General features: G+C 35.0%; 18 protein-coding genes. 9 read left to right on the forward strand and 9 right to left on the reverse strand.

Annotated elements, in window-relative coordinates; genetic code table 11:
* Positions 1-139 precede the first annotated feature (139 nt).
* From B2R82_RS22415 to B2R82_RS22430, 4 genes are all read left to right on the forward strand, one after another.
* Positions 140-754: a PH domain-containing protein gene (locus B2R82_RS22415; RefSeq protein ID WP_286927153.1), complete on the forward strand. Its 615-nt coding sequence runs from the start codon at positions 140-142 to the stop codon at positions 752-754.
* Positions 755-833: 79 nt separating this feature from the next.
* Positions 834-2,195 (forward strand): acetamidase/formamidase family protein, encoded by a 1,362-nt coding sequence (locus B2R82_RS22420; RefSeq protein ID WP_286927155.1) that lies wholly within the window; start codon positions 834-836, stop codon positions 2,193-2,195.
* A 191-nt stretch (positions 2,196-2,386) separates the two neighbouring features.
* On the forward strand, positions 2,387-2,941 hold the full coding sequence (locus tag B2R82_RS22425) for an HPP family protein (RefSeq protein ID WP_286927156.1): 555 nt from the start codon (positions 2,387-2,389) through the stop codon (positions 2,939-2,941).
* Between the two features lie 449 nt (positions 2,942-3,390).
* Entirely contained in the window at positions 3,391-4,875 is a 1,485-nt protein-coding gene (locus B2R82_RS22430) for a hypothetical protein (protein WP_286927158.1), read from the forward strand.
* A 49-nt stretch (positions 4,876-4,924) separates the two neighbouring features.
* Here B2R82_RS22430 and B2R82_RS22435 read toward each other — a convergent pair whose 3' ends face one another.
* The gene (locus B2R82_RS22435; protein ID WP_286927160.1) at positions 4,925-6,109 is read right to left on the reverse strand and encodes a CaiB/BaiF CoA transferase family protein; all 1,185 of its coding nucleotides are present in this window, start codon (positions 6,107-6,109) and stop codon (positions 4,925-4,927) included.
* A 376-nt stretch (positions 6,110-6,485) separates the two neighbouring features.
* Positions 6,486-7,397, reverse strand: a complete 912-nt coding sequence (locus tag B2R82_RS22440) for a CAP-associated domain-containing protein (RefSeq protein WP_286927162.1) — start codon at positions 7,395-7,397, stop codon at positions 6,486-6,488.
* Positions 7,398-7,631: 234 nt separating this feature from the next.
* On the opposite strand from B2R82_RS22440, the gene B2R82_RS22445 reads away from it, so the two are divergent.
* Positions 7,632-9,197 carry a sensor domain-containing diguanylate cyclase gene (locus B2R82_RS22445; RefSeq protein WP_286927164.1) on the forward strand — a complete coding sequence of 522 codons (1,566 nt, stop codon included), beginning with the start codon at positions 7,632-7,634 and terminating at the stop codon, positions 9,195-9,197.
* Positions 9,198-9,717: 520 nt separating this feature from the next.
* Positions 9,718-14,112, forward strand: a complete 4,395-nt coding sequence (locus B2R82_RS22450) for an S-layer homology domain-containing protein (RefSeq protein WP_286927166.1) — start codon at positions 9,718-9,720, stop codon at positions 14,110-14,112.
* Positions 14,113-14,359: 247 nt separating this feature from the next.
* Here B2R82_RS22450 and B2R82_RS22455 read toward each other — a convergent pair whose 3' ends face one another.
* Positions 14,360-15,367: a sensor histidine kinase gene (locus B2R82_RS22455; protein WP_286927168.1), complete on the reverse strand. Its 1,008-nt coding sequence runs from the start codon at positions 15,365-15,367 to the stop codon at positions 14,360-14,362.
* Positions 15,364-16,026, reverse strand: a complete 663-nt coding sequence (locus B2R82_RS22460) for a response regulator transcription factor (RefSeq protein ID WP_286927170.1) — start codon at positions 16,024-16,026, stop codon at positions 15,364-15,366. The genes B2R82_RS22455 and B2R82_RS22460 overlap by 4 nt, the downstream gene beginning before the upstream one ends.
* A gap of 191 nt (positions 16,027-16,217) precedes the next feature.
* On the opposite strand from B2R82_RS22460, the gene B2R82_RS22465 reads away from it, so the two are divergent.
* The 3 genes from B2R82_RS22465 to B2R82_RS22475 are packed head-to-tail and all read left to right on the forward strand — an operon-like array spanning position 16,218 to position 19,145.
* On the forward strand, positions 16,218-16,985 hold the full coding sequence (locus B2R82_RS22465) for an ABC transporter ATP-binding protein (RefSeq protein WP_286927172.1): 768 nt from the start codon (positions 16,218-16,220) through the stop codon (positions 16,983-16,985).
* Positions 16,972-18,972, forward strand: a complete 2,001-nt coding sequence (locus B2R82_RS22470; RefSeq protein ID WP_286927174.1) for an FtsX-like permease family protein — start codon at positions 16,972-16,974, stop codon at positions 18,970-18,972. Before B2R82_RS22465 ends, B2R82_RS22470 begins: the two co-directional genes overlap by 14 nt.
* A gap of 14 nt (positions 18,973-18,986) precedes the next feature.
* Complete coding sequence (locus B2R82_RS22475) at positions 18,987-19,145, forward strand: hypothetical protein (RefSeq protein ID WP_286927175.1); 159 nt, start codon at positions 18,987-18,989, stop codon at positions 19,143-19,145.
* Here B2R82_RS22475 and B2R82_RS24130 read toward each other — a convergent pair.
* The 5 genes from B2R82_RS24130 to B2R82_RS22495 all read right to left on the reverse strand — a co-directional run bounded on the left by B2R82_RS24130 (position 19,105) and on the right by B2R82_RS22495 (position 24,228).
* Positions 19,105-19,263, reverse strand: coding sequence for an IS3 family transposase (locus tag B2R82_RS24130; RefSeq protein WP_376781239.1), 159 nt, complete (start codon positions 19,261-19,263; stop codon positions 19,105-19,107). The genes B2R82_RS22475 and B2R82_RS24130 overlap by 41 nt on opposite strands.
* Positions 19,264-19,529: 266 nt before the next feature.
* A complete protein-coding gene (locus B2R82_RS22480) occupies positions 19,530-20,330 on the reverse strand; it encodes an alpha/beta hydrolase (RefSeq protein ID WP_286927176.1) in 801 nt (266 codons plus the stop codon).
* Complete coding sequence (locus B2R82_RS22485) at positions 20,327-21,328, reverse strand: ABC transporter substrate-binding protein (RefSeq protein ID WP_286927177.1); 1,002 nt, start codon at positions 21,326-21,328, stop codon at positions 20,327-20,329. Before B2R82_RS22485 ends, B2R82_RS22480 begins: the two co-directional genes overlap by 4 nt.
* A 45-nt stretch (positions 21,329-21,373) precedes the next feature.
* Complete coding sequence (locus B2R82_RS22490) at positions 21,374-22,561, reverse strand: helix-turn-helix domain-containing protein (protein ID WP_286927178.1); 1,188 nt, start codon at positions 22,559-22,561, stop codon at positions 21,374-21,376.
* A 35-nt stretch (positions 22,562-22,596) separates the two neighbouring features.
* On the reverse strand, positions 22,597-24,228 hold the full coding sequence (locus B2R82_RS22495; RefSeq protein WP_286927179.1) for an AraC family transcriptional regulator: 1,632 nt from the start codon (positions 24,226-24,228) through the stop codon (positions 22,597-22,599).
* Positions 24,229-24,307: the final 79 nt, after the last annotated feature.

Genomic DNA, 24,307 nt, shown 5'->3' on the forward strand with positions numbered 1-24,307 from the left:
TCACCTTGATTTCATTGACATAATACTATTTCAACAACATGAAAGGTCCTTGTGCACTTTTAAAGCACAAGGACCTTTTCGAAACTTTTACAGAGTATAAACCGTAAAGAGAGTATTAAATAACTAGGAGGGAAAGCAAATGTTCAAAAAAATAGCAGCAGATGCACTGGGATTGTCGGATATTGGCATAGTTGTGCCGCGTGAGGATTATGATAAAACGGATGCAGATGATTTTATTTTGCATGAAATAGATGAAAAAATTTATTTTTTAATTAAAACGAAGGCAGATGAGTATTGCTTTACAAATAGAGCAATTATACATGTTGATGGGGAAAGTGCCATGAGCAAGAAGAGATTACTGCGCCGTTATGATTATTCTATGTATGCTATTACAGATGTTTTTCTCGAAACAGCAGGAACAATTGATCTTGATGTCGAAATTAAGTTTACAATAGGTAATTCTCCATTATCCATCGATATTCATAAACGGTTTATTGATGATATTAAAGACTTATATAAAGCGTTACATGCAATCAGCTATGAGCAAAAGCAAAATGCCTACAAGCTAGAGGCAGCAGAAAAATGCTTACAAATTGCTTCCTCATCCATCGGACGAATTGGTAATGATAATGTTACTCCTTCTACATCATTCGAGGAAATTACACGCTTCGCAAATAGCTGGATATTAGATCATAAGGACAAATATAAAAAAGAAGATTTCTCACACGTTTATGATTTATATATGAACAATTAAGAAAGAATAGCTCTCTGCAATTTGTGGAGAGCGTTTTTAACATAAATACATAAAAATCAAACTAGGAGCGTGACGAAAAATGACAAACGAATTGCAAGTGCTAGAAAAAGAAATAGGAATAGAAGATGAACATTTCGAGCAGCAACCGCAAGCCGTAGAAACATTATTCGTAAATGAGTTTATAGATGGTATTTTAGACCCTTCGCAGAAAATGCTTGGTCCTGTTAAGGATGGTGGAACGATTATTGCTAATACAACACCTGGTTGCTGGGGACCCATGCTGACACCTACAATTCGTGGTGGACATGAAGTGACGAAGCCTGTATTTGTAGAAGGCGCGGAGGTAGGAGATGCCATTGTCATTAAGATTAAATCCATTCAGGTGACATCATTAGCAACGGTATCTGGACACGATGAGGTTATTAACGATCGATTTATTGGGGACCCATTTGTTTCCGTAAAATGTCCAGGCTGTGGCAAACTTCATCCGAGCACTATCGTTAAGGGAATCGGTCAGCATGCCATTCGCTGTTCCACATGTGATACCGAAACGGCCCCTTTTAAAATGACCAATGGCTACACGATGGCATTCGATCATAAGGGGAATATTGGTGTTACTGTTGGTCGAGAAGGAGCACGTCGAATTGCACTGGATGGGAAAAATTATATGCGCACACCTGAAAATTCTATACAAAATCCGGTAGTAGCATTAGCGCCCAGTGATTTAGTTGGCATTATGGCTAGAATGCGACCATTTTTAGGACAACTTGGTACGACGCCATCCAAGGCTATGCCAGACTCTCATAATGCAGGTGATTTTGGTTCATTTTTAATTGGGGCACCGCATGAATATGCCTTTACACAAGAGGAGTTGGATAAACATCGTACAGATGGGCATATGGATATAAGCCGTGTTCGTGAGGGGGCAACCATTATTTGTCCAGTTAAGGTTCCTGGAGGTGGCGTTTATATTGGTGATATGCACGCCATGCAGGGAGACGGTGAAATTGCAGGACATACAACAGATGTTGCTGGTATCGTCCAACTACAGGTGAGTGTATTGAAAAAAGCGTCATTGGAAGGTCCAATTTTATTGCCAAATGCTGAAGATCTACCTTATACAGCTAAACCTTTTACAAAGGAAGAAAAACGCCGTGCTCGTGAGCTTGCGGAGGAATTTGGGGTTAAACAGGTGGAGGATGCATTCCCTGTATCAATCATTGGCTCTGGAACATCATTAAATGAGGCAACAAATAATGCCCTAAGTCGTGCTGCAAAGCTTTTTGAGATGAGCGAGCCTGAGGTGATGAACAGAGCAACCATTACGGGCTCCATTGAAATTGGTCGTCATCATGGAGTTGTAACAGCAACCTTCCAGGTACCGAAAACTGTACTGAAAAAAGCACGAATTTATAAACCAGTGAAAAAACAATATGATTGACCGATGAAAATAAGCACAAAAGCAAACTATGAAAACTGGTTTGCTTTTTTTTGATGGCAAAGACTTTTGTCTAAAGATTGACAAATAAAAATTGTTTTCTATTGATTAGTTGCTATAATAGAACAAGTTCTAAATAGCTAAAAGATTGTTATAGTTCTATTAGAATTCTTACATAGAAATGATGGTGACACATGGCAGATTTCGTGCATTTACAAGAAAAAAGAGAAAAAACAAACAGTTTTAAAGCATATCTCAATAAAATGCGAGGTGGAGGACATGCACCATCGAGAACAAATTTTGCTGACGCTCTCACAGGTGCGGTCGGGGGATTAGTATGTATTTTTGTGCTGCTTTGGCTGACGAATTACACAGGGACACCCTGGCTAATGGCCTCACTAGGTGGTAGCTGTGTACTCGTATTTGTGGTTTGGAATGCACCGTTGTCTCAACCACGAAATATTATTGGAGGGCATTTTATTTCTGCCTTTATTGGTCTATCTATATATTCCCTTCTAGGAACAAGTATTGTTTCCATTAGTATGGGTGTAGGATTAACGATTTTCCTAATGGCGATTACGGGAATTATTCATCCACCGGCAGGAGCTAATCCTATTATTATTATTTTAGGAGGCTATGGATGGAGCTATTTGGTGATGCCTGTATTAATAGGTGCACTAATTATTGTGTTCTTTGGTATAGTGATTAATAATTTACGAGAAACACGACAATATCCTTCATTCTGGTAAAACAATTGTGTAATCCATATATGCAGGGCAATTAAAAATTTGACAGATTTTTTTGTAACTATTTGAATGGTTACTCGTCTACTGTTACGAGAAGGTTAATTTCTCGATTATATTAGTGAATTATACATAACTTCCCTAAGTTGTGTATGCAGCTAGCACTGTCTAGCATAGGCAATGAGTGAATTGTGACAATGCCAATGGGCTACCAACTTATAAGCACTTGTCCAATGAACTCATTTGCCCTTTATCAGGAAAATTTTAAATGTTAACCCATCTATTAAGTTACTATTCAATAGATGGGTTTTTCTTTGTCACATTTATAAGAATACTTTTGTCGTATTCTTAAGGCATATCATAATTTTTTTAGCATATGTTGGATTAGATTTGTTATATTGAAGAAAGAGCATTAGCTAAGCTTGTTAGTATTTTTGATAGGGGGCTCCAATTTCATGCTGTTGGATTGTGATGAGCAGTTATTCATGGCATATAAACGTAGTGGTGAAAAGGGTACTGAAAAAGTGCTGTCAACTTGGTCAGAGGCGGAGAATAAGTTACAGGCAGACCCAAAAATATTAGGTACTGCCCTTTCACCAAATTTATTTTTAGTGAATGAGGAAATGGCGATGAATATTGCTTTTTCAACTGCGAGGAAATATTGGGGTCATGTAACTACAGATACGCAAGCTTTTTTTGATAAGCAGGGTATGGATGCTAAATTTGTACATGATCGTCTGAATGATTTTTTTTATACGCAAAGAGGGAAAGAAATTTTTTTTGAGCAGCTTTTTGCACAGCATACAATGGACTTTGAACGGTTAATATGGTTAATCTTTGGCAAACGAATGCAAATTACAATGCCGGTTAACGAACTTCAAACTATATTTTTATATAAATTAAATAATGAATATTTTGTGCATATGATTTATAAAGAACATACTCTATTTTGGCATTGGTTGTTTATGAAAAAGATTTATTCACTGTTTATCCACAAACCTTTAGAACAATTCACATTTATTCATGAAATGCTTGGTCATTTTGAGCATTCTGCAAGAAAAACTTATGCACATGTGAATAACTTTGTGAATAATTACAAAAAAAATCTGGATAAGTGTATAACTTATGTGGATAACCATAATTCAACGTGCTTAGAAAAAAAACAGTTACACCTTTACCAAATCGTAGTGCATTACCGGTTAGCCGAAGGGGATAATCGTTGTGTTAAGTCATTAATTACTGCTTTTGAAGCGGATTGGCGTTATTCAATGTATGCGTTGACAGAGAAAGAAAAGGTGTTGATTGCCTACCTTCTGTTTCATATAGCACATCAGGAGAAGAATGATGAATTGGTTATCCAGTATGGAGAATATTTATTAGAGGATGAACGTCTTAATAATTATGCAATAGAGATTATGCTGGAGTATAAAGAACTATTGCCTAATCGTAAGCCAACACCTCCCGCTATTATCAAAAATTATGAACTAAATTTTCTAGAAAACTTATATGCTATTTTACTCGATCATTACGTAAGAACCGAGCGTTATCAGGAGGGGTTAACACTTTTAAAGGAGCATAAACTAGCATCCAATAAAAAAATACATGCAGCATTAGTGCAGAAAAACTATAGTAATGAACATTTCATAGCGATAGAGGCTTATGTCCAACAAGATATTGCTTTACTTGTGAATAATTCATTACAGCATATCGGATTATCTGTTGATGAATGGCGTAGAAATTATCGTCTACCAGAGGCTTCGTATTATTTTGTTGCACAGAGCGCATCCCTTCATATATTAAATATCTTAAAGGTTCTATTTGTAACAGAGCAGTATGAGCTCTTTGAAAAATTAATGGAAATTTATAAGAAGTACTTACTTATAGATGATCATTTCGAAAGTTTACGAGTGTTTATAAGTGCATATGTAGAGCAGGAATGATTAAAAAGAGTGTCTAGTGTAAATATGCACTAGATACTCTTTTTGATGTTTATTCTAAAACGCCCTTGTCTTTTAAGTTAGCGATTTCTTCTGCACTAAAGCCAAGAACAGATAACACTTCCTCATTATGCTCTCCAAGCTTGGCGCCTACATGCCTATATGCTGGTTGAGCGCCATCAAATTTAAAGGCAGATGCAATTTGTTTTTGCGTCGTACCATCGCTTTTGGGAATATCAACAATCATGCCACGAGCCTTTAGCTGTGGGTGCTCGCACGCTTCAGGAAAGGTTAAGACAGGTTCCACGCATCCTTCAAAATCCTCGTTAAACACTTCTAGCCATTCATTATAGGTTTTTGATAAAAAAGCATCATGAACGGCTTCTTTAAAACGAATTTGTGTATAGTATGAATCATTAAAAGTATTATCAATAAGCTCAGGAATATCAAGGGCTTCACATAGCAGCTTGCGGAATTGAGGCTCAAGACTTCCTACTGAGAAAAATCGCCCATCTTTTGTTTTGTAAAAATCATAGTAGCTACCACCATTTAAAATCTCCTGCTCTGGCTGAGGCACACGCCCCCCTCCAATGTATGCGGCTCCATACATAGCATTAAGTGAAAATACAGCATCGGTCATACTAATGTCAACATATTGCCCTTCGCCTGTTTTTTCACGATGTAATGCAGCAGCCAGTACGCCAATTGCAGCATGCATGGTGCCTCCTGCAATATCAGCTAACTGAATTCCCATCGAAACGGGTTTTTTATCCTTATGGCGAGAGTAATCCAGTACACCAGCTAATGATAAATAATTATTGTCATGTCCTGGACGATTGCTATAAGGTCCCGTTTGACCATAACCAGTAATTGCACAATAAATAACCTTTGGATTAATTTCCTTTAGAGCCTCATAGCCAATGCCAAGTCGTTGCATAACGCCAGGTCGAAATCCTTCAATAATAACATCGTACTCATGAACGAGTGACTTCACGATTTCTACAGCCTCTGGCGATTTTAAATTTAACGTTAATGACTTTTTAGAACGATTTAAATGTTGGTGTATATATGCCTCATGATCGTCATCATAAGGAGGCATGATTCGTGTTAAGTCCACGCGCTTCGAAGATTCAACGTGGATAACCTCCGCACCTAAATCAGCAAATATCATTGTTGCCATTGGCCCTGGCAGTAATGCAGAAAAATCGAGAATTTTTAACCCCTTTAAAATACCCAAATCTCCCAACCCCTTTTGTTTAGCTACTAATGCCATCTATATTAAGAGACCTAGTAGCTTTTCTCTTAACCCCATTTTGAAAAGCGTATATTGTATCTGTATTAATACAGTGTAATATAAATTTATCAGTATTATAACAGAAAAAATGATGGCTTGACTATGCTAATTTTTATTATAAAATACTTAGCCTGAAAATTATATGTCAGAATAACAATAAAAGTAAAAAAATTTCGAATATAGATTTTCTGTCAAATTTCAGATAATAATCACCTTTTATTTGAAAATTCTGTAAATATAAAAGCGAAAAAATCTCTATGTAATAGAAAGTACATAGAGATTTTTATATTGTTATAGAAATATTATGTCAAAGTGTACGCTATGACTTTGAATAAAAATTCACTGTAAAATAAGGTGAACCATTGTTTTTAAAGCAGACACCGACAAAAACATGCGTAAATTCTTTTCTTAAAATATTCCTACGATGTCCTGCAGAATTCATTAATGCCTCATGAGCAAAAATGCTATTGCATTGACCAGAGGCAATATTTTCACCATACCAGAAATAATCTACACTACCAGCAGTAAGTCTATCATTAGAATGATAACCTTTATGATCCTCATGGCTAAAAAATTGATGAGTTATCATATTGCTACTATGTTGGCGCGCAATAGAATTGTACTTTTTATCGTAAATAAGTGGTTGCAATCCTTCTACGGCTCGTTCATTATTAATGAGCTCAACCATTAAATCTTCAAATCCTGTCCGTAATTCATTGGAAGGTTTTCCGTAGAAACTATTTTTATTTAATTCTGTAACAGCATGAATCCAAAGAATGGAGCGAACTATATTGTTTTTGTGTAAATCATAGAAAAAAGTGACATAGTGCTGATTAATTAAATAGGTACCATGTGCTACATTGTCTGTACAATCAATATAATGTAGCAAGTAACTTGTATTTTGATAGTGAATAGCTTTGAGAGGAGACCCATATTTTTTAGTAACCTCTGTTAAACTAGCACCTATTTTAATACCAAATGCTTTATGCGCTATTCTTGTTTCATATCCACCAACGACTTGAGAATTATGCCTTCCTACAAGAGAAAATAGGGAATCATCTGTCCCTATTCGATGCCATTCCATTTTATATTCACTTTGAAAGCTAATACTTGAGGCGTTTTTTTTTGTCAAAGCACTCGAATAAGCCTTTTTATTTGAGCTGATAGAAGCTTTAGCCCATAATCCCATACCAAAGCCCAATAAAATTGGAGCTGTTTTATAAATCAACATACTTCAATCCTCTTCTGTTAAAGTACAATATCTAATAAAAATCTATCAGAAATAGAGCGTTTTATTACTATAAAAATACTATATTTTTGCTAAAAAAACGAGAGGATAAATTTTGGTACTTACACTATAATGTTACTTTAGATATAAAATATCTATAAAAAATCACTGTTTTCAATAAATTATTTCTAATAAAATAAGGAAATGTACTCATTAAGAATAATAGGGGTGTGAAAGTTGAAATCAAATCGGTTAAAGTTAAAACATTTAATTATGGGAGTAGCAATGGCTGCCTTTTTCTTTACAAGTATTGGTAGTCTCTGGAGCGGTTACCAAATGAATGTTGACTCGATTAAAGAAAATACATTAGAAACGAATCGAGTGTACGCACAAAAATTAGCATCTACAGCAGATGCTTACCTAGAGGAGGCTTTTCAAATTTTAGGTTATAGTGCTTCCAATATAAGCTCAAGGATGAATGATGGAAATGCATTAGAGCAGGAAACAGATCGTTTGAAAATGCAAAATAGTATGTTTAACTCTGTCGTTATTACGAATGCAGATGGCCGTGTACTTTCTATCTCACCTCCCTCTATAGAAATAAAGGGAGAGGTTTTAACATCAGTTGGTGCTAAAGAGGCTTTAACTAAAAAGGAGCCGCTTATATCAAAACCATATGAGGCGATAACAGGGCGTCTAATTATTTTTATATCTTATCCTATATTCTCAGCATCCAATGAATATCTAGGAATGGTGGCTGGTAGCCTTTATTTAAAGGAACAAAATGCCTTTAATAATTTATTGGGAGAACATTATAGCCATGATGGTTCTTATGTATATGTAGTAGACGAAGATGGTCGAGTGATTTACCATCAGGACCCAAGTAGAGTCAATGATATAGTTACTGAAAATAAAGTCGTGAAAGCTGTAATTTCTGGGGAGAATGGAGCACAGCTAGTCGAGAACACAAAAGGCATTAAAATGCTTGCAGGCTATAGTGCAGTATCTTTATCAGGGTGGGGAGTTGTATCTCAAAGACCTTTAGATGTTGCATTAGCGCCTTCGTTTGATCGGGTACAGGATGTGGCGATAAAATCTATACCACTTATGCTGGTTTCAATCCTTATAGTGCTTTGGGCGGCAGCACGTATTGCTAGTCCTTTACAACAATTAGCCACTTTAACAGAGGAGAGCCTAGATAGTAAAAATGTTGAAGGGCTAAAATCTGTCCAAGGTTGGTATTTTGAAGCGTATTCTTTAAAAAGTGTTTTAATAAGGAGCTTATCTTTTTTACATGGACAGGTACTGTTTTTCAAGGATCAATCGACCACTGATCCACTAACAGGGGTAACAAATCGACGTACGATGGATGCAATGCTGGCAGAATGGCAAGAAAACAAGCTACCTCACGCTATCATCATGTTGGATTTAGATCATTTTAAAAGTGTGAATGATACATATGGCCATGCGGTGGGAGATAAGGTGTTGCAATTTTTAGCGAAAAATATGAAAGCTGTCGCTCGAGAAGGAGATGTGTGTTGCCGCTATGGTGGGGAAGAATTTGTTATGCTACTACCTAATACTACAGCGGATGAAGCTGCTTCTGTTGCAGAGACGCTGCGTCAGGTTTTAGCTAACACGATTAGTCCTTGTGGTCGACCTGTGACATTATCGGCAGGGGTGGCTGTCTATCCTCAAATGGCTGATTCAACGGAAGCATTATTTGAAGCTGCTGATGGGGCATTGTATTTTGCTAAGCAGGCTGGTCGTAATCAAGTGATGGTAGCTGGGCAAGAAAATTAGTAAAAAATTTATGACAGATAGGCATACATTGCTATTTTAGGGGTACATGATTAATGTAGAAATCATTTGGGCAAGCTAATCTTAAATGATTTGACATATATCACTTCTAAATCATGTTCAAATAATATGCAAACTCGGGACACATCTCTTGATCGACTTGACAAGACGTAAGGTTATCCCCCTTTCCCTTATGACATTTACAAGAACGACTAGATGTATGCCTATATATCGTTAAAGCCAAGCGAGCACCGATGCTCCTTGGTTTTTTTGTGTAGGAATCCTATAAGAAAAATGAATGAATTATGCTCATAAAGTTGCTTAATAGGACAGGGAAATCTAAAAAGTCGTACTCACTGCTCAAATGTACACTTTAAATTCACAAAGCACCGATTAATGCGTGACTTTCTACTAGTATTTTAGAATTAACTATGAAGGTTTTCTAATTTGCTGTCGATATAAAGGGTATGATGAAATTGATATTTGTGCGTATCAAAATCCATAAAGTGAAAGGATGAGTGGAATGGATAAAACCAAAATCCAAAAAGTGAACAAAGCACTTATTGCAACTGTCTTTGCTACTAGTGGAATTGCTTTAGTAGTGCCACCACCACAAAAGGCAGAAGCAGCTACCTCACCGTTTAAGGATATCGATCAATATTCAAGTCACTATGATAATATTTTAAAATTATATTCTCAGGGTGCAATTAGTGGGTTTGCAGACAATACCTTCCGACCAAATCAAAATGTAACAAGAGGTCAGGCAGCTAAAATGCTGGCTACTGTCTTAAAATTAGACCTAAAAAATGTACAGGACCCTTATTACAAGGATGTTCCAAAAGGTAGTGAATATTACAAATACGTAGCGGCATTACAAAATGCAGGGATTATGTCTGGATATTCGAATGGAACATTTATGCCAAATGAAGTTATTACACGTGGCCAATTAGCAAAAATGCTAGTGCTTGGATTTAAATTTGAGGTAGCTTCAAATTATAATCATAGCTTTCAGGATGTTAATAGCCAAACGAGTAATGCCATTTATATTCAAACATTAGTGGATTTAAAAGTTACAGAAGGAACTACGCCAGTTACATTTTCTCCATTTAATCCAGTAACTCGTGGTCAGATTGCCTCTTTCATTGTTCGCGCACAAGATAAAAAGGGGAATGCGTCCTCTTACAAGATTACGGGTATTGAAGATGATGTAGTCTACATAAATGCTGAGCCTTACACGGTACCTGACAATTTAGCAAACGTTTTTAATGAGTATAATGCACCTGTTTTACAGGGAGCAATTATTGAAGGTAATTTAGCTGGGAAGACTATTCAATCTGTTTCAAAGCTAACATTGAATGCAAGCGGCACAAGCTCAAAATTTTTAGATTTTGATGGTGAGTATGGTTCATTTGGTGCAACCATTGTTGTCAATGGAAACTATATTGGATTTTCTAATATTACATTGACTGGCACAATGCTAGTAAACGAAACAGTGCGTCCACCTTTACATTTAAATGTTTCCGGCTACAAGCCATTATCAATTGGGCGCACAGCAAGTACGAATTTTTCATTTATTAACTGGTCTAATCCAGAAAATCAAAATGGGGAAAGCTCGTCCTCGTCCAATAGCAATTCATCGTCTGATCTTCAAAATTGGACAAATCAAAATTCAGAGAAGAACCCAGATAAAAACAAACCGTTTGTTAACTGGTCTAAAGAAAAAGTGACCATGAAAAATGTGGAAAAACATCTTGAATTTTATAACAGCACTGTCTCGCGTTTAGTTGTATCTCAAAGCGGTACTAAAATTGAAACGAATACTAAGCTGCCACGTGTGGATATTATCGGAAGTGTTCGAGAATTTGAGATTCAAGGTGATATCGGAACACTAAACCTTGATACAGAAACAAAGCTGACAATCTATGGAGATAGCAATATCGACTGGATTAACTACAATAGCTTTACAGATTTAGAGCTTTATATAGACGGTCGAGTGGGTACACTGTATGTGGATAATGCATTTGGCTGGGTGGATATTGGTCCATACACGTATATTGACAAAGTCATTATACCGAAGGGTGAATCACCAAATAATATCTTCGATGATTTCTTAGAGGATAAAGATAATATTGGTAGTATCACAGATCCAGATGGTAAACCAATCGATAAGGATGATATTGAAAACCAAAAGCCTGCTGATAAAACTAAGCCTGTTGTTAATATCACAAAAGTATCTGTATTGAATGGTAGTGATGTACAGGTAGATTTTACTTCAGATAAAGTCGGCACGTATTACTATATAGTTCGAGAAAAGGACGCTGAACCACCAACAAAACGAGAAATGGTTGATCGTGTTTCTACTGATAATGTTGCAAGTGGAACAGGTTCGGCTGTATTAAATAACAACACCTTTAAAGTGACAAATCTAGGTGAGAAAAAAGAATATGTTATTTATATAATGGTTGTAGATGGTGCGAAAAATGTTTCTGATCTAAAATCAGAATCCTTCCAGATGAAGGATGCGTCACCGCCAGTAGTAAAATCTCTAAAAGTGAATCCTTTACATGGTGGAAAACGAGCAGAGTTTACATTTACTGCAAGCGAGCCAGGGGACTACTACTACTATGTTCGGAAAAAGACAACTGCAGCTGATCCGACAACCGCAGATATAGTAGCGAAGCCAACAGGTACAGGTAAGGCTGTTGCAGGTAAACTAGGAATTACGGAGATTTTAACAGGCTTAGAGGCCGAAGAAGTGTATCAGCTCTACGTAGTAATGAAGGATGCATCAGGTAACTATTCGGTAGACCCTATTCCGAAGGAGGCTATCAAAGAGTTTACGACAAGTGCATTAGATAATATTCATCCTTATGTTGAGCAGACGAAGCTAGAACCAGCAGGAAAAGCAAATCAATTTTATTTATATTTAAACGAAGCATTAGATCCTGAAAGCGCTCGTAATATAAACAACTATGATTTATCAGGGACAGTTATTGTTAACACAACAGGACAAAATAAAATTAAACCTTCGGCAGTAGAATATAAAGAAGGGGATAAAAAAGTATTATTAACGATTCCTTCTGAAACAGGCTTTGTGTACGGTGATACATTGCGCGCTACTGTTTTACCGGGCGTAAAGGACTTAACGGGTAATGATTTTGAAAATGTCAATACCGTTGACTCTGGCAAACCTGTGAGAAACTATGCGGAATATATCCATGAAAAATTTGATATGCCTGTCATAACGATTGAAAATGTAGTTAGTAAGCCAGATCAAAATGATAACTATAGACGTTCTGAAGTAGAATTTAAGCCAAGTAAGGCTGGTACTTATTATTATATGGTGCTACCTGATACTGTTGAAGACAATGGAGAAGTAAAAACGTTTAAGCAATATTTAACAGACAAGGGCATTACAGAACGTGATTTTGTGAATGAGTTTGCAAATGAATCATCCTTAAAATCAGGCTATTTCCAAATTGGTGGGAAGGATATATATATTGACCGTGGCTCGGGTCCAGCTGATTTAGAGGAAAAAACAAAAAAATTCCCAATAACGATTTCGAAAGACAAACTGAATCCATTCTTAAGCTATTCCGTGTATATGGTCTTAAAGGATCGTGGCGGGGAACTTTCTAAAATTACCTCTAAGGAAATGATTGGTGATACAAGAGCACCGTTAATTAAAAATTTAGTAGTAAAACCTAAAGAAAATGATGATACGAAAGCTATGATTTCCTTTGATACTGATGAAACAACAGAGCTTCATTATTGGTTTGTACCGAAGAAAAATGCAGATGGCACGACAAATGATTCAGCAAATCTAAAAATTGATACACCTGCTGAACGTAAATTCTTAGAGGAAAAATTAAGAAGTAGCCCAAGTGTTAAGAAAAGTGGAAAGGGATCATTCCCATTATCTGAAGCTACAGGTGTAACTTTAGAGCCGCATAAGGAATATGTTGTGTATTTTGGTGCTGCAGATACGTATGGAAATATAACAGTGTACAGATCCAACGCTACTTCCGATGGTTACGATGAATCAAGCACGGGCTGGATGAGAGAAAATTTCTATTCTGATGGTACACCACCACGTATTGAAATGACAGTTGATGGTCAAAAGAAACGTAATATTGTTTATCGTAATTCAGATGATACATTTACGATTACATTTAGTGAAGCCATTATGCGCGATGAAAATGGTAATTCTTTAATAAACAATTTAAATTTACTTACAATTACGAATGAATCAGGTCAAGATATTACGTCTCAATATCAATTTGTTAAGTATACACAAGGTACAAAAACAACAGATGAAAGTAAGTTGATTATCAAACCAGTGGCACCAAATACGGCAGATAAAACATTTACAGTGAAAATGAAAAATGAAGCAGTCGATTACAATATTACAGGGTACACGGGTAATAAATTCAATGTTGAGGATTTTGGAAAATATGTATACCAAAAATCAGGTGTGGCATTCAGATCAGCTACATTAATGGGGAATATCTCAGTGGGGAATGTCCATTCTTACAGAGAGCTTGAGTTTATGTATCAACTTGCAAACGCAGGAGATGATGTAAAATTCTATTATGCAGTCCGTGTAAATGTTGTTCCTGGAGACTTAACCGCAGAAGAAATTATTTTTGCAGGTGAGCATGCTGACCAAATAGCGGCTGGACAAGCTGTTCCTGGTATTGCTAATGGTATTTCAGTTGCAGGTACTGGTAAACCTGAAAATTCATCAGATAACTCACAAAGATCGGTATTAACAACGAAGTCTTCTAATCTGAATAAAGTATTTATGGAAGGTGACCGTATTTACTTTGCAACTGTCGATAAATACGGTAATATTTCTCAAGGCGTACTAGATACAAACGACCAACAGAAATATATTAAAATTGAGAGAAAACCTTAATCAAAATCGTATAATAGACATCTAATTAAAGTTTTAGTTCACACTTTAAAGATTCTAAAACGTTATAATCAATTTATCAATATAGTAATTTGGAGAGATATTAAAAGCCAAACAATTGTAGAGAGCTACAGTTGTTTGGCTTTTATTTATAAACTTTAATTTGTTTTATAGTATAAGGCAGTCAATATAATGAAAAAGGGGATTTGAAATAAAATTTTTTATATACGTTATAAATTATTTGTTTATTTTATTGGAATATTCGTAGTTTATCTGGGAAATATATTTTAAATGTAGTACCCATATTTTCTTGGGAATCTACACTTATTCGTAAGCCTAATTTTTGGCACAAAGTTTCACAAAGATACAAACCCATTCCAGTAGATTTAACATAATTTCTGCCATTGGTTCCTGTGAACCCTCGTTTGAAAATTCTTTCAATATCAGTTGCTGCTATACCTATACCATTGTCTGATATTAACAAGTTAGTTCCGTTTTCTACCTTTTCTGAAATAAAAGACAATTTAAGTGAGTTATGTCGATATTTAATAGCATTATCTATTAATTGTTTTAAAATAAAAACAATCCATTTTGAATCAGATGTAACTCTTAAATCAAGATTATCCTTATGTATGCTACCATTAGCACGAATAATACTTAGGGAAAGTGATTTAATGGCTAAATTAACAACCTTATCTAGTGTAAATGTTTCAATTCTATAATCTTGATTTAAAGTACTGCTTCTTGCATAATATAATGCTTGTTCAACATAACCTTCTATCTTTAATAATTCTTCTTGAATAAGGGTACTTTCGAACGCCTTATGGTTGCTTATAATTAATTTTAGTGCAGTTATAGGTGTTTTTATTTCATGCACCCAAAGTTCAATGTAGTCGGTATAATCACGTTGAGCGTTTTTTAAAGAGAAAATACAATCATTCATATTTTTTGTTGCTTCATTGAGGATGTTGTAGAAGAATTTCCCTGAAAAAAAAGGAGGTTCCTCTACAATATCTGCAATATATGTTTTTTCTTTGATTTGTTTTGAAATATTTTTTATTTCATCATAATAATTTTTTAATTGATAGTATTTTACTCCTAATGGTATGAAAAAGAAAAAAAGAAGTATTGAATCAATTACTATTACTAAACTTCCATTTTCATTATACAAATAGAGGATAGAGGAAATGATTAGCAATGAAAGAAAGTGAAGAAATATAGATAACTGTTTTTCCTTAAAGAATTCGATTAAGCTCATAGCTGGTAACCCTGTCCTCTCTTCGTTAATAAATACTTTTTTAAACCGATTGATTCCAATTTACGTCTTAACCTCGAAATATTAACATTTAAAGTGTTTTCATCAACAAAATCTCCATTTTGCCAAAGTTCATTCATTATTTCATCTCTAGAAACAACATTTCCTTTATTCAACATCAGTAGTCGAAGAATGCATAATTCGTTCTTTGTAAGCTCTATTTCTGTACGATTATAAATCGCCTTACTTTTTAATACTTCCAGAGTCAAATCTTTATAAGTAAGAATAACACTTTTGGAAATTTCGTATGTTCTTTTTAAAACGGCTTGAATATGAGCCAAAAGAATTTGTAAATCATATGGTTTTGTAATAAAGTCATCTGCTCCTATTTGAAGACTTAATAGTTCGTCGAAGGAAGTGTCGCGGCTAGTTACTATAATAATGGGAACAGATGACGACTTACGAATTTCACGACACACTTGAAAACCGTCTTGATAAGGAAGGTTAAGGTCTAAAATAATTAAGTGTGGCATGCTTTGTAAAGCATCTTCTACAATATTTGTAAAATCATCTCCGCTCATGCACTCATATCCATATTTTTCTAAAAAATTAAAAAGTTCCTTTCTGATAATTGGATCATCTTCGATAATGAATATTTTCATGTATAATTCTCCTTTTATTTAAACCAATGACTGGATTTATTTCCATTATTCATACCATTATAGTGAAGTGCAAGTAAACTTACAAAACGGTAATAATATGATACAATAATCGATTTTTTGTCAATTCATCCGATGGTAATATTATGGTAACAAAAGGATAAGTAATCCATAAAAGGAGCAGGATGGGGAAAGTGAATACAATATTAAAAGTTGAAAATATTGAAAAGGTATATGGTAATAAGGGTAATGTGACCCATGCATTGAAAAATATTTCATTTGAAGTGCAAAAAGGTGATTTTATAGCTATTATGGGGCCAAGTGGGAGCGGTAAATCGACTTTACTTAATTGTATTTCAACCATCGATACTGCAACTGCTGGTCATGTATTTATAGATGACGAAGATATCACCAAATTAAAGGGCCATAAATTATCAAAATTCAGAAGTGAAAAATTGGGTTTTATTTTTCAAGAATATAATTTACTAGATACACTAACTGCATTCGAAAATGTGTCTTTGGCATTATCTATCATTAATTATCCAGCGAATGAAATTGAGCCCGAAGTGGATAGAGTTGCCACTGCGTTAGATATAAAAGAAGTACTATACAAATATCCATATCAAATGTCAGGAGGTCAGCAGCAAAGAATTGCTGCAGCTAGAGCAATTGTAACAAGACCTACTTTACTATTAGCAGATGAGCCAACTGGGGCTCTTGATAGTAAATCCGCTAAAATGCTGCTGAAAAATTTGGAAATTTTAAATCAACAACAAGATGCCACTACTTTGATGGTTACTCATGATCCTTATAATGCTAGTTTTTGCAGAAGGATTATTTTTCTGAAGGATGGGCAAATTTTTAATGAACTAATAAGAGGAAACGATGATCGTAGAACTTTCTTTCATCGAATTATGGAGGTTGTTGCACTGCTAGGAGGAAATATCAATGATGAGTTTTAAATTGATATATAACAATGTAGGCAGAAGTATTAAAGATTATGCTATCTATTTTCTAACTCTTGTCTTAGGTGTCAGCCTATTTTATGCATTTAATTCAGTATCATCACAACCAGCTTTAAATGATTTAAATTATTCTATGGAGATTTTTGGGGATGCATTAGTTACATATATTGGTCTATTAACAAGATTTATTGCAATTGTTTTTGCTTTTCTCATTATATATGCGAATCAATTTATAATGAAGCGAAGAAAAAAAGAGATGGGTATCTATATGACATTAGGAATGAGTAAATGGCGGATATCCTTCATTTTTGTAGGAGAGACTTTTTTAGTAGGGTTATTTGCTTTAATTATAGGACTAGGGCTAGGATTTTTAGTGTCACAAGTAATTTCAATATTAGCTTTAAAAATGTTTGTAGGAGATGCAATTGGATATAAATTATTGTTATCAAAAGTAGCTATAAAAGAGACTATTATAAGTTTTTCAATTATTTATATTATAGTAGCGCTCTTTAATACACGTAATATTATGAACATTAAACTTATCGATTTATTAATTGCAAATCGTAAAAATCAAGAATTAAAGGTCTATAACAAATGGGTAACAAGTAGTCTTTTCTTAGTAGCGATTACTCTAATAACTACTGGAATTCTATTGTTATTGAAATATGGGCTTGATAAAAATTATTTAACAGGGATAGTTTCACTTCTTGGTTTTGGTATTATTCTTTTTTACTACACAATTTCTGGTGTAATGGTATTTTGGGCAAAAAGAAATAAAAAGTTGTATTTTAAAGAATTAAATTCGTTTTTGTTTCGACAACTTGGAAGTAAAATGCAAATCAATTTTCTAGTAATAAGTATTTTAAGTGCATTACTGATGGCTTCACTAGTTGTTTTAGGTACTGGAGTTAGTGTTACAAGTTCTATGAATAAGCAAGTTACCACTGCAACCCCGTTTGATCTAACAATTGTACAACCATATGATGAAAACAATGGTCTTTTAGAAACAGCAAAACAAGATGGTATTCCACTTAAAGAAAATCTTGTGAATTATGTTGAAATAATGTTGTTTAACACAGGTTTAACATATGGGGAATTGTTTAAAGAGAAACAAGTAAAACTATCTGATTTAGAACAAGAATTACTTATGTCACAAGTTACTTTGATAACCGAGACAGATTACAATAAAATATTGAAATTATCTGGAAAAGAAGAAATTCAGCTAGGAGAAAATAATTTCATTATTAATGCAAACTATGAACCCTTTAATAAGCATATTCATTATTTTTTAAATAATGAAGGGAAAATTAGAATAGGTGATAATGAGCTCACTCCAGCAAACAAAAAAATATTTAGTAACATTACTTACTTAACAAATTCAACAAGGGCAAATGATGTAGGGACAGTGGTTGTACCAGATAATATGAAAAATCTAATGAATCCAGATAGCTTGTTATTGAATGGTATTTTTCCCTCACAAGAAATTGAGGGCATGGTCTATAAAATAATGAATAATAAATGGGTTGAAAAATCTCTTGATGGGAATATTTACTACGTAACTAAAAGCGTAATACAAGATACTTACTTTGGAGTATTTGGAGTAATAGCTTTTATTAGCAGTTACTTAGGAATAATATTCATGATTGTCACTTTATCAATACTAGCATTACAGCAATTAACAGAAATACAGGATAACAAAGAAAGATATCTGACTTTATCGAAAATTGGCTCAGATGAAAAAATGATTAATAGGTTGTTGTTTAGACAAATTGGATTTTATTTTATTTCACCTTTAATTTTAGCTAGTTTGTTATCAATCTTTACTACTAAGGTTGTATTGGAGAAATTAGAACCGTTTTTTGAAGTTTCTATAAAACAGAATATGTTTGTAAGCTTCGGGATTATTTTTCTACTATATGCAATATATTTCATTGCAACTTATCATAGTGCAAAACAAGTAATCTTGGACAATAGACTTAAATAAAAGGAGTAGATAATATGGTTGAATTTCTAATGGGCTTTGGATTATCGGAGGGAATTGTTGAAACTATTAAATGGTGGATTCCATATTTAAGTTTTATAATGATCATAATCATCATAACAATTTTATTAAAGGTTATCCGTAAAAAGAAAATAAAGAATGCAAAAAATGGATAGTGAACTGCTCCCTGTCAAGTAGATAATGGAAATAATAAAGAGCGGTTTGAGCCCTGAATTCTAAAGGACTTAAGCCGTTTAATCGTGTCTGGTTGCGATAGTGATTATAAAAATGAATCTAGTCATCAACGCTAATTTTAACTCTTTTGAATAGAATTTACATAGAGTAGCTTCTTCGCGTTCACCTGGCTCATATTTTAATTTCCAGCTATAAAAAGTTTGATGATAATGGAAATTTTCCACACCCTTCTTTGAACAATTGAAGGATTTGTAGTTTTACTAGATAGAATGTTTGCCTCGCCTCATAAAAAGTATTCCCCTTAGATAAACAGATTTTATTTTGTAATCTGTCTATCTAATAGGGGGTATCAAAGCGCTTTTCAGCTAGGTATTTAAAAAACGGGGGAGTCGGCTAAGCATACAGGGAAGAACACTAACATGATCCTCCTCATCGAACTTCACAAAATTGGTGTGAATATTCTTGTCACTTAAACGCTTCATTCGTTCTGCTGCTTGCTCAGCCCCTTCAAGCATAGCAGCCAGTTCATTGGCACCAATTGTGAGCAGCAGATTGATAGTATGATTCCCATTCCAAGTTTCACTAAATCTCTCCATTTCTTTTAACACAGCATTATCAGCCCACCAAACTGAGGGACTTCCAGCTATGATGTGCGTAAATAAATAAGGTCTTGCACATAAAGCATATAGAGTAAAAAGACCACCTAATGAATGCCCCACAATGCCTTGTTTACTTTTATTAATGGGCCATTCCTTTGCCACCTTAGGCATCAATTCATGTTCGATAAAATCTAGAAAATCATTCGCCTTGCCATTAGGAGGCCAAGGCGTACCATCAGGACGAGGTGGTAGATTTTCCTCACCTACAGGTAGTGTAAAATCAAGGCATCGTCGTTCCATATCAAATGGCTCCTTTGAGGGATAGCCAATACCTATAACAAGAATGGCGTCAAAGCCTTTTGGTTTTCTTGTTTGTAGCTTCACTGCCTCTGCAAGTGTTGGAAAAAGTGCATCTCCATCTAAGACGTATACCACAGCATAGCCATCTGCTGGCGGCTCATCTGTTGGAGTCACAATCAATATTCGATAGTCTAACTGCTGTTGGGAAGTCATCATGTATTCAAAATAGTCTTTTGATACATAGGGTTTCTTTGTCATTGTTTTCATGGCGTTAAAAACTCCAATACATCATCTATGACTTTTCCCTGTGCATGAATGCCCCCATTTAGCCAATAATCTCCTGCTGTTTCGTATACGTGATTGTTTTTGAAGGCTGTTGTACTTTGCCAAATTTTACTTTCCTTAAATTCCTTTAAAAATTCATCGCCAAGATTGCCATCATTAATAAGGAAAATATAATCTGCATCAAGCTCTGGCAAAATTTCTAATGACACCTCGAAGGCACCATTCTTCACTAAGTTGCTTTGTTCAAAGCCTAATTCATGTGTTAATACATAGCCACTGAAATACTCATCAGTCATGAAGAACATACCTTTCGCATTAAAGCGAATTAACGCCACTTTTTTCCCTTTCGTAATAGCAGCTAGCTTCGCTTGTGCAGCATCTACCTTCTCTTGATAACTTTGTAATGCTTGCTCAGCCTTATCTTGTTCATTAAGTAGCTGCCCTAATACTTTAATAGAACCTTCCAAATCACTTGCTGCATTTTTGAATACGTATGTTGGGGCGATCTTTGCATATTTTTCATAAGTGCCATTTTCAAGATAAAATGAGTTGTGCAATATAATTATATCTGGTTTGTTTGCCATAATCGCCTCTGCAGATGGAGGACCACTTGCAAAGCTAATTTCTGGTACACCTTGTAACTGATTCTGTAAATAGAGCTGTGGCTTCACGCCATTTGACCATTGCATCATGGGTTTAATGCCTAAAGCAAGCAGCGAATCCTCCATGACAGGCGCAAATATTTTTGTAGGCTTAGCAGGTAATGTCACGTCATTTCCAAGCTCATCCTTTACTGTTAATGGATAAACATCTTTTTGCTCCTTCGTGCTTCCCGAAGCTGCCTGTGTTACTACCTCTTCTTCTTTATTACTTGATTGAGCATTGCAGGCAGTAAGTACGCCAATAACAAGTAATAAAGAGGCAAACACAAAGATAGATTTTAAAATTGTTTGATAGTGATAACGACAGTTTATGTTCATTGTTCATCAAGGTCTCCTTTTACTGATAATGATTCTCAAATGGAATTATAATTCAGTGTTAGAAAGGAAGCCATGGACTGGAACAGGAAAGGGATTTGGATTTTTTCCGGTTAACATTAACAATGTTTCATCTAACATTCGATTAATGGCAATAGCAGAGTACTCAAACCAAGGATTCGATGGCAAAATATACACATGTCCGTTTTTTATAGCCTGTAACTCTTTCCAACTATCAAGGTATTGTAAAGCGAGCCAATAATTTCGAGTGGCCGTATCGGGGCAAATGATGAATAGCAAACGATCTGGATTTATGTCTAAAAGCTGTTCAAGAGTGATAAGCTCGTTACATGTTTCTTGTTGAGCATCAATAGGATGAAGCTGCAAATCTGTAAAAAGAACATTCTGAATTCCTTTATTACAATATAAAAATAATTGATCTCCACATAATCGGAGTACAGCGAAAGTATCCTTTCCAACCGCTCGTTTGATCTCTAGCTTTGCCTGTAATGCTTTTTGCTCGTACGTTTGAATGAAATGTTTACAAGCGCTCTGTTTGTTGATGGCGTCAGCTATTTCTGTTAATTGAGTTTTCCAATCCTTTGCTTTAATCGTCACATGTTTGACGCCAATTGATTCAAGCCAATGTAGCATTGAAAGTGATGGTTCCTCCTGAAAAATATGAATATCTGGCTTTGCAGATGCTAATTTTCTAAAGTTATCCTCCGATTCCGCATCAAATATATTTAAAGGCACATGAATTTTATCCTGGTAATGGTTGTAATAATATGGACTCCATTTAGCATTGAGTGGTGCAGCGACAGGTATTATTCCTAGTGCTAATAAATTCCCAGTAGTGGACACAGAAAAAGTGGAGATACGCTGACGGGCTATTTTGCTATAAGAGGATGGTGAAACTCCAACCTCTTTTTTAAATTTTCGACTGAAATAAAACTCGTCACTGTAGCCAACCTTACTAGCAATATCACGTAACAATAAGTCAGTATCGCGAAGTAATTGTTTGGCATGTCCAATGCGTAACTCTGTTAAATAATCAGTAGCACTTTGCCCGAATTCCTTTTTAAATGCCTCCCCAAAATAGCTGGAACTGAGACCAGATATGAAAGCTAAATGATCAATCGTTAGAGGCTGATGATGGTGTTTTGCAATATAATTTCGGATATCCTTTAATGATATTTGAGTTGTCATCGTATCTGTAGCACTTTCGGTTTTCATGTTAACAAGTCACCTCTTATATGTTAGTGTGAAAATTATTTTACATTAACCAATAGCTTCGGTAATGCACCCAGTAATTTCTCTCTTGTAAAGGCATCGTTGTAATTCCATTTTGTTGCGTCAATCAAATAAGCGTGGTTATTTTGAACAGCAGAAAGTTCTTTCCAACTATCACTTTTGAGCAATTCCATAGTTGCTATTTGCGATTCAGGCTTGTCAGATAATAGCATAAAGATTCGATCACCAGCGTACTGAGGTAAGTGATCAATTGGTATTTCCTTATAGCCTTTCCCGGCTTGTAGTAATTTTTTTACTTGTCTATGAGGCTGAAATCCACATGGATGAAAAAGCGCAGGGGATAGACCTGTACAGCCCATAACAAATAGCCGTTTACCATGATCAAAAGTAAAAACAGTAGCCGTTTCATCAGGCTTTACATCTTTTTGTAGCTGCTGCCACATTGTATTTTCTTGTAGTCTAAAATGTGTTAGCCAATCTTCTGCCCGTTGTTGTTGGCCAAGCCACTGCCCTAGTAGAAGAATTCGTTCATCTAAGGAATCCCAGGAATTGAGTGTAATGGTTGGAGCAATAGATGATAAAGACTGATATTGCTGCTCGTCATTACTTGTAAAAATAATTAAATCTGGATTCAGCTTTGAAGATTTTTCAATGTTAATTGGAAATGCCACATCTTGCACATTAGGTACGTGGTTTTTATAAAATGATTTGCTAATCGATTTTTTGTCACCACCTATTGGCTGTACATTAAAAATCAACATATCTCCAAATGTTTCTCCATGATAAATAATTCGATCAGGTGTGGCAGGAATTTCTACTTCATGCCCTGTCCAATCTTTAACAATAGTCCTTTGCTTATATTGACGAGCGAACTGCTTAGGCGGAATGCCAACGATCTGTCGAAAGCGGCGATTAAAATAATATTCATCATCAAATCCAACCTGCTGAGCAATATCTTTTAAAGGTTCATTTGTTTGTAGGAGTAATTCCTTTGCTTTTTTTAGGCGTAAATCTGTTATATAATCCAATGGCCTTTTCCCAGTTAAGGTTTGGAAGATTGCACTGTATTGCCATAGGGCGATATGGGCTAAATCAGCGAGTTTTTTTACTGGTAAAGACTGCTGATAATACTTATGTATATAGTCAATTGTTTGTTCAACAGCCTTGGTAATATTTACTTGGTAATCCATATGAAGCTGATGCTCAAATAATAAATGTAATAATTCATACAAGATCACTTGTTGTTTAAGATAATCCGAATGAGGCTTCATAGCATACAAATCCTCTGTTAGTCGAGTAAAGCGGGTAGCCGGGTATAACGTATATTCCACTTGCTCAGAAAAAATGGGTTCTATATAAGGAGAGGGGCCTTGTACTAACTGAAAAGCTGAAAAGGAAATTTTATAGAAACGAAAATCTTTAGTTATACCCGATAAATCAATCATTGAATGTGGCTGTACAAGGAAAATTTTTCCCTTCATCACAAGATAGGGAATATCATCAATTGTTAACGTTCCACAACCATCCGTAAAAAGAATCATCATATGATGAGAGGTTGAAATAAATGGATAGCTCTGTGTAATACAGTCAATAGCTTCTAAATGAAAAAGTAAGTCTTTGGTAAAAGAAGTTGAATTTTTATCTTCCATTAGTGACTTCCTTTCTAAATGAAAATCATTATCAATTAACTATATTGTATAAAAAGTAAAGAGACATTTCAACAAAGAT

Source organism: Lysinibacillus sp. UBA6686 (assembly GCF_002455205.1).
GTDB classification, from domain to species: domain Bacteria; phylum Bacillota; class Bacilli; order Bacillales_A; family Planococcaceae; genus Lysinibacillus; species Lysinibacillus pakistanensis.

Bases quoted from the DNA above. Each gene is read 5' to 3' on its own strand.
- B2R82_RS22415 (WP_286927153.1), top strand. From the start codon at position 140: ATGTTCAAAAAAATAGCAGCAGATGCACTGGGATTGTCGGATATTGGC.
- B2R82_RS22420 (WP_286927155.1), top strand. From the start codon at position 834: ATGACAAACGAATTGCAAGTGCTAGAAAAAGAAATAGGAATAGAAGAT.
- B2R82_RS22425 (WP_286927156.1), top strand. From the start codon at position 2,387: ATGGCAGATTTCGTGCATTTACAAGAAAAAAGAGAAAAAACAAACAGT.
- B2R82_RS22430 (WP_286927158.1), top strand. From the start codon at position 3,391: ATGCTGTTGGATTGTGATGAGCAGTTATTCATGGCATATAAACGTAGT.
- B2R82_RS22440 (WP_286927162.1), bottom strand. From the start codon at position 7,397: ATGTTGATTTATAAAACAGCTCCAATTTTATTGGGCTTTGGTATGGGA.
- B2R82_RS22450 (WP_286927166.1), top strand. From the start codon at position 9,718: ATGGATAAAACCAAAATCCAAAAAGTGAACAAAGCACTTATTGCAACT.
- B2R82_RS22455 (WP_286927168.1), bottom strand. From the start codon at position 15,367: ATGAGCTTAATCGAATTCTTTAAGGAAAAACAGTTATCTATATTTCTT.
- B2R82_RS22460 (WP_286927170.1), bottom strand. From the start codon at position 16,026: ATGAAAATATTCATTATCGAAGATGATCCAATTATCAGAAAGGAACTT.
- B2R82_RS22470 (WP_286927174.1), top strand. From the start codon at position 16,972: ATGATGAGTTTTAAATTGATATATAACAATGTAGGCAGAAGTATTAAA.
- B2R82_RS22475 (WP_286927175.1), top strand. From the start codon at position 18,987: ATGGTTGAATTTCTAATGGGCTTTGGATTATCGGAGGGAATTGTTGAA.
- B2R82_RS22480 (WP_286927176.1), bottom strand. From the start codon at position 20,330: ATGAAAACAATGACAAAGAAACCCTATGTATCAAAAGACTATTTTGAA.
- B2R82_RS22485 (WP_286927177.1), bottom strand. From the start codon at position 21,328: ATGAACATAAACTGTCGTTATCACTATCAAACAATTTTAAAATCTATC.
- B2R82_RS22490 (WP_286927178.1), bottom strand. From the start codon at position 22,561: ATGAAAACCGAAAGTGCTACAGATACGATGACAACTCAAATATCATTA.
- B2R82_RS22495 (WP_286927179.1), bottom strand. From the start codon at position 24,228: ATGGAAGATAAAAATTCAACTTCTTTTACCAAAGACTTACTTTTTCAT.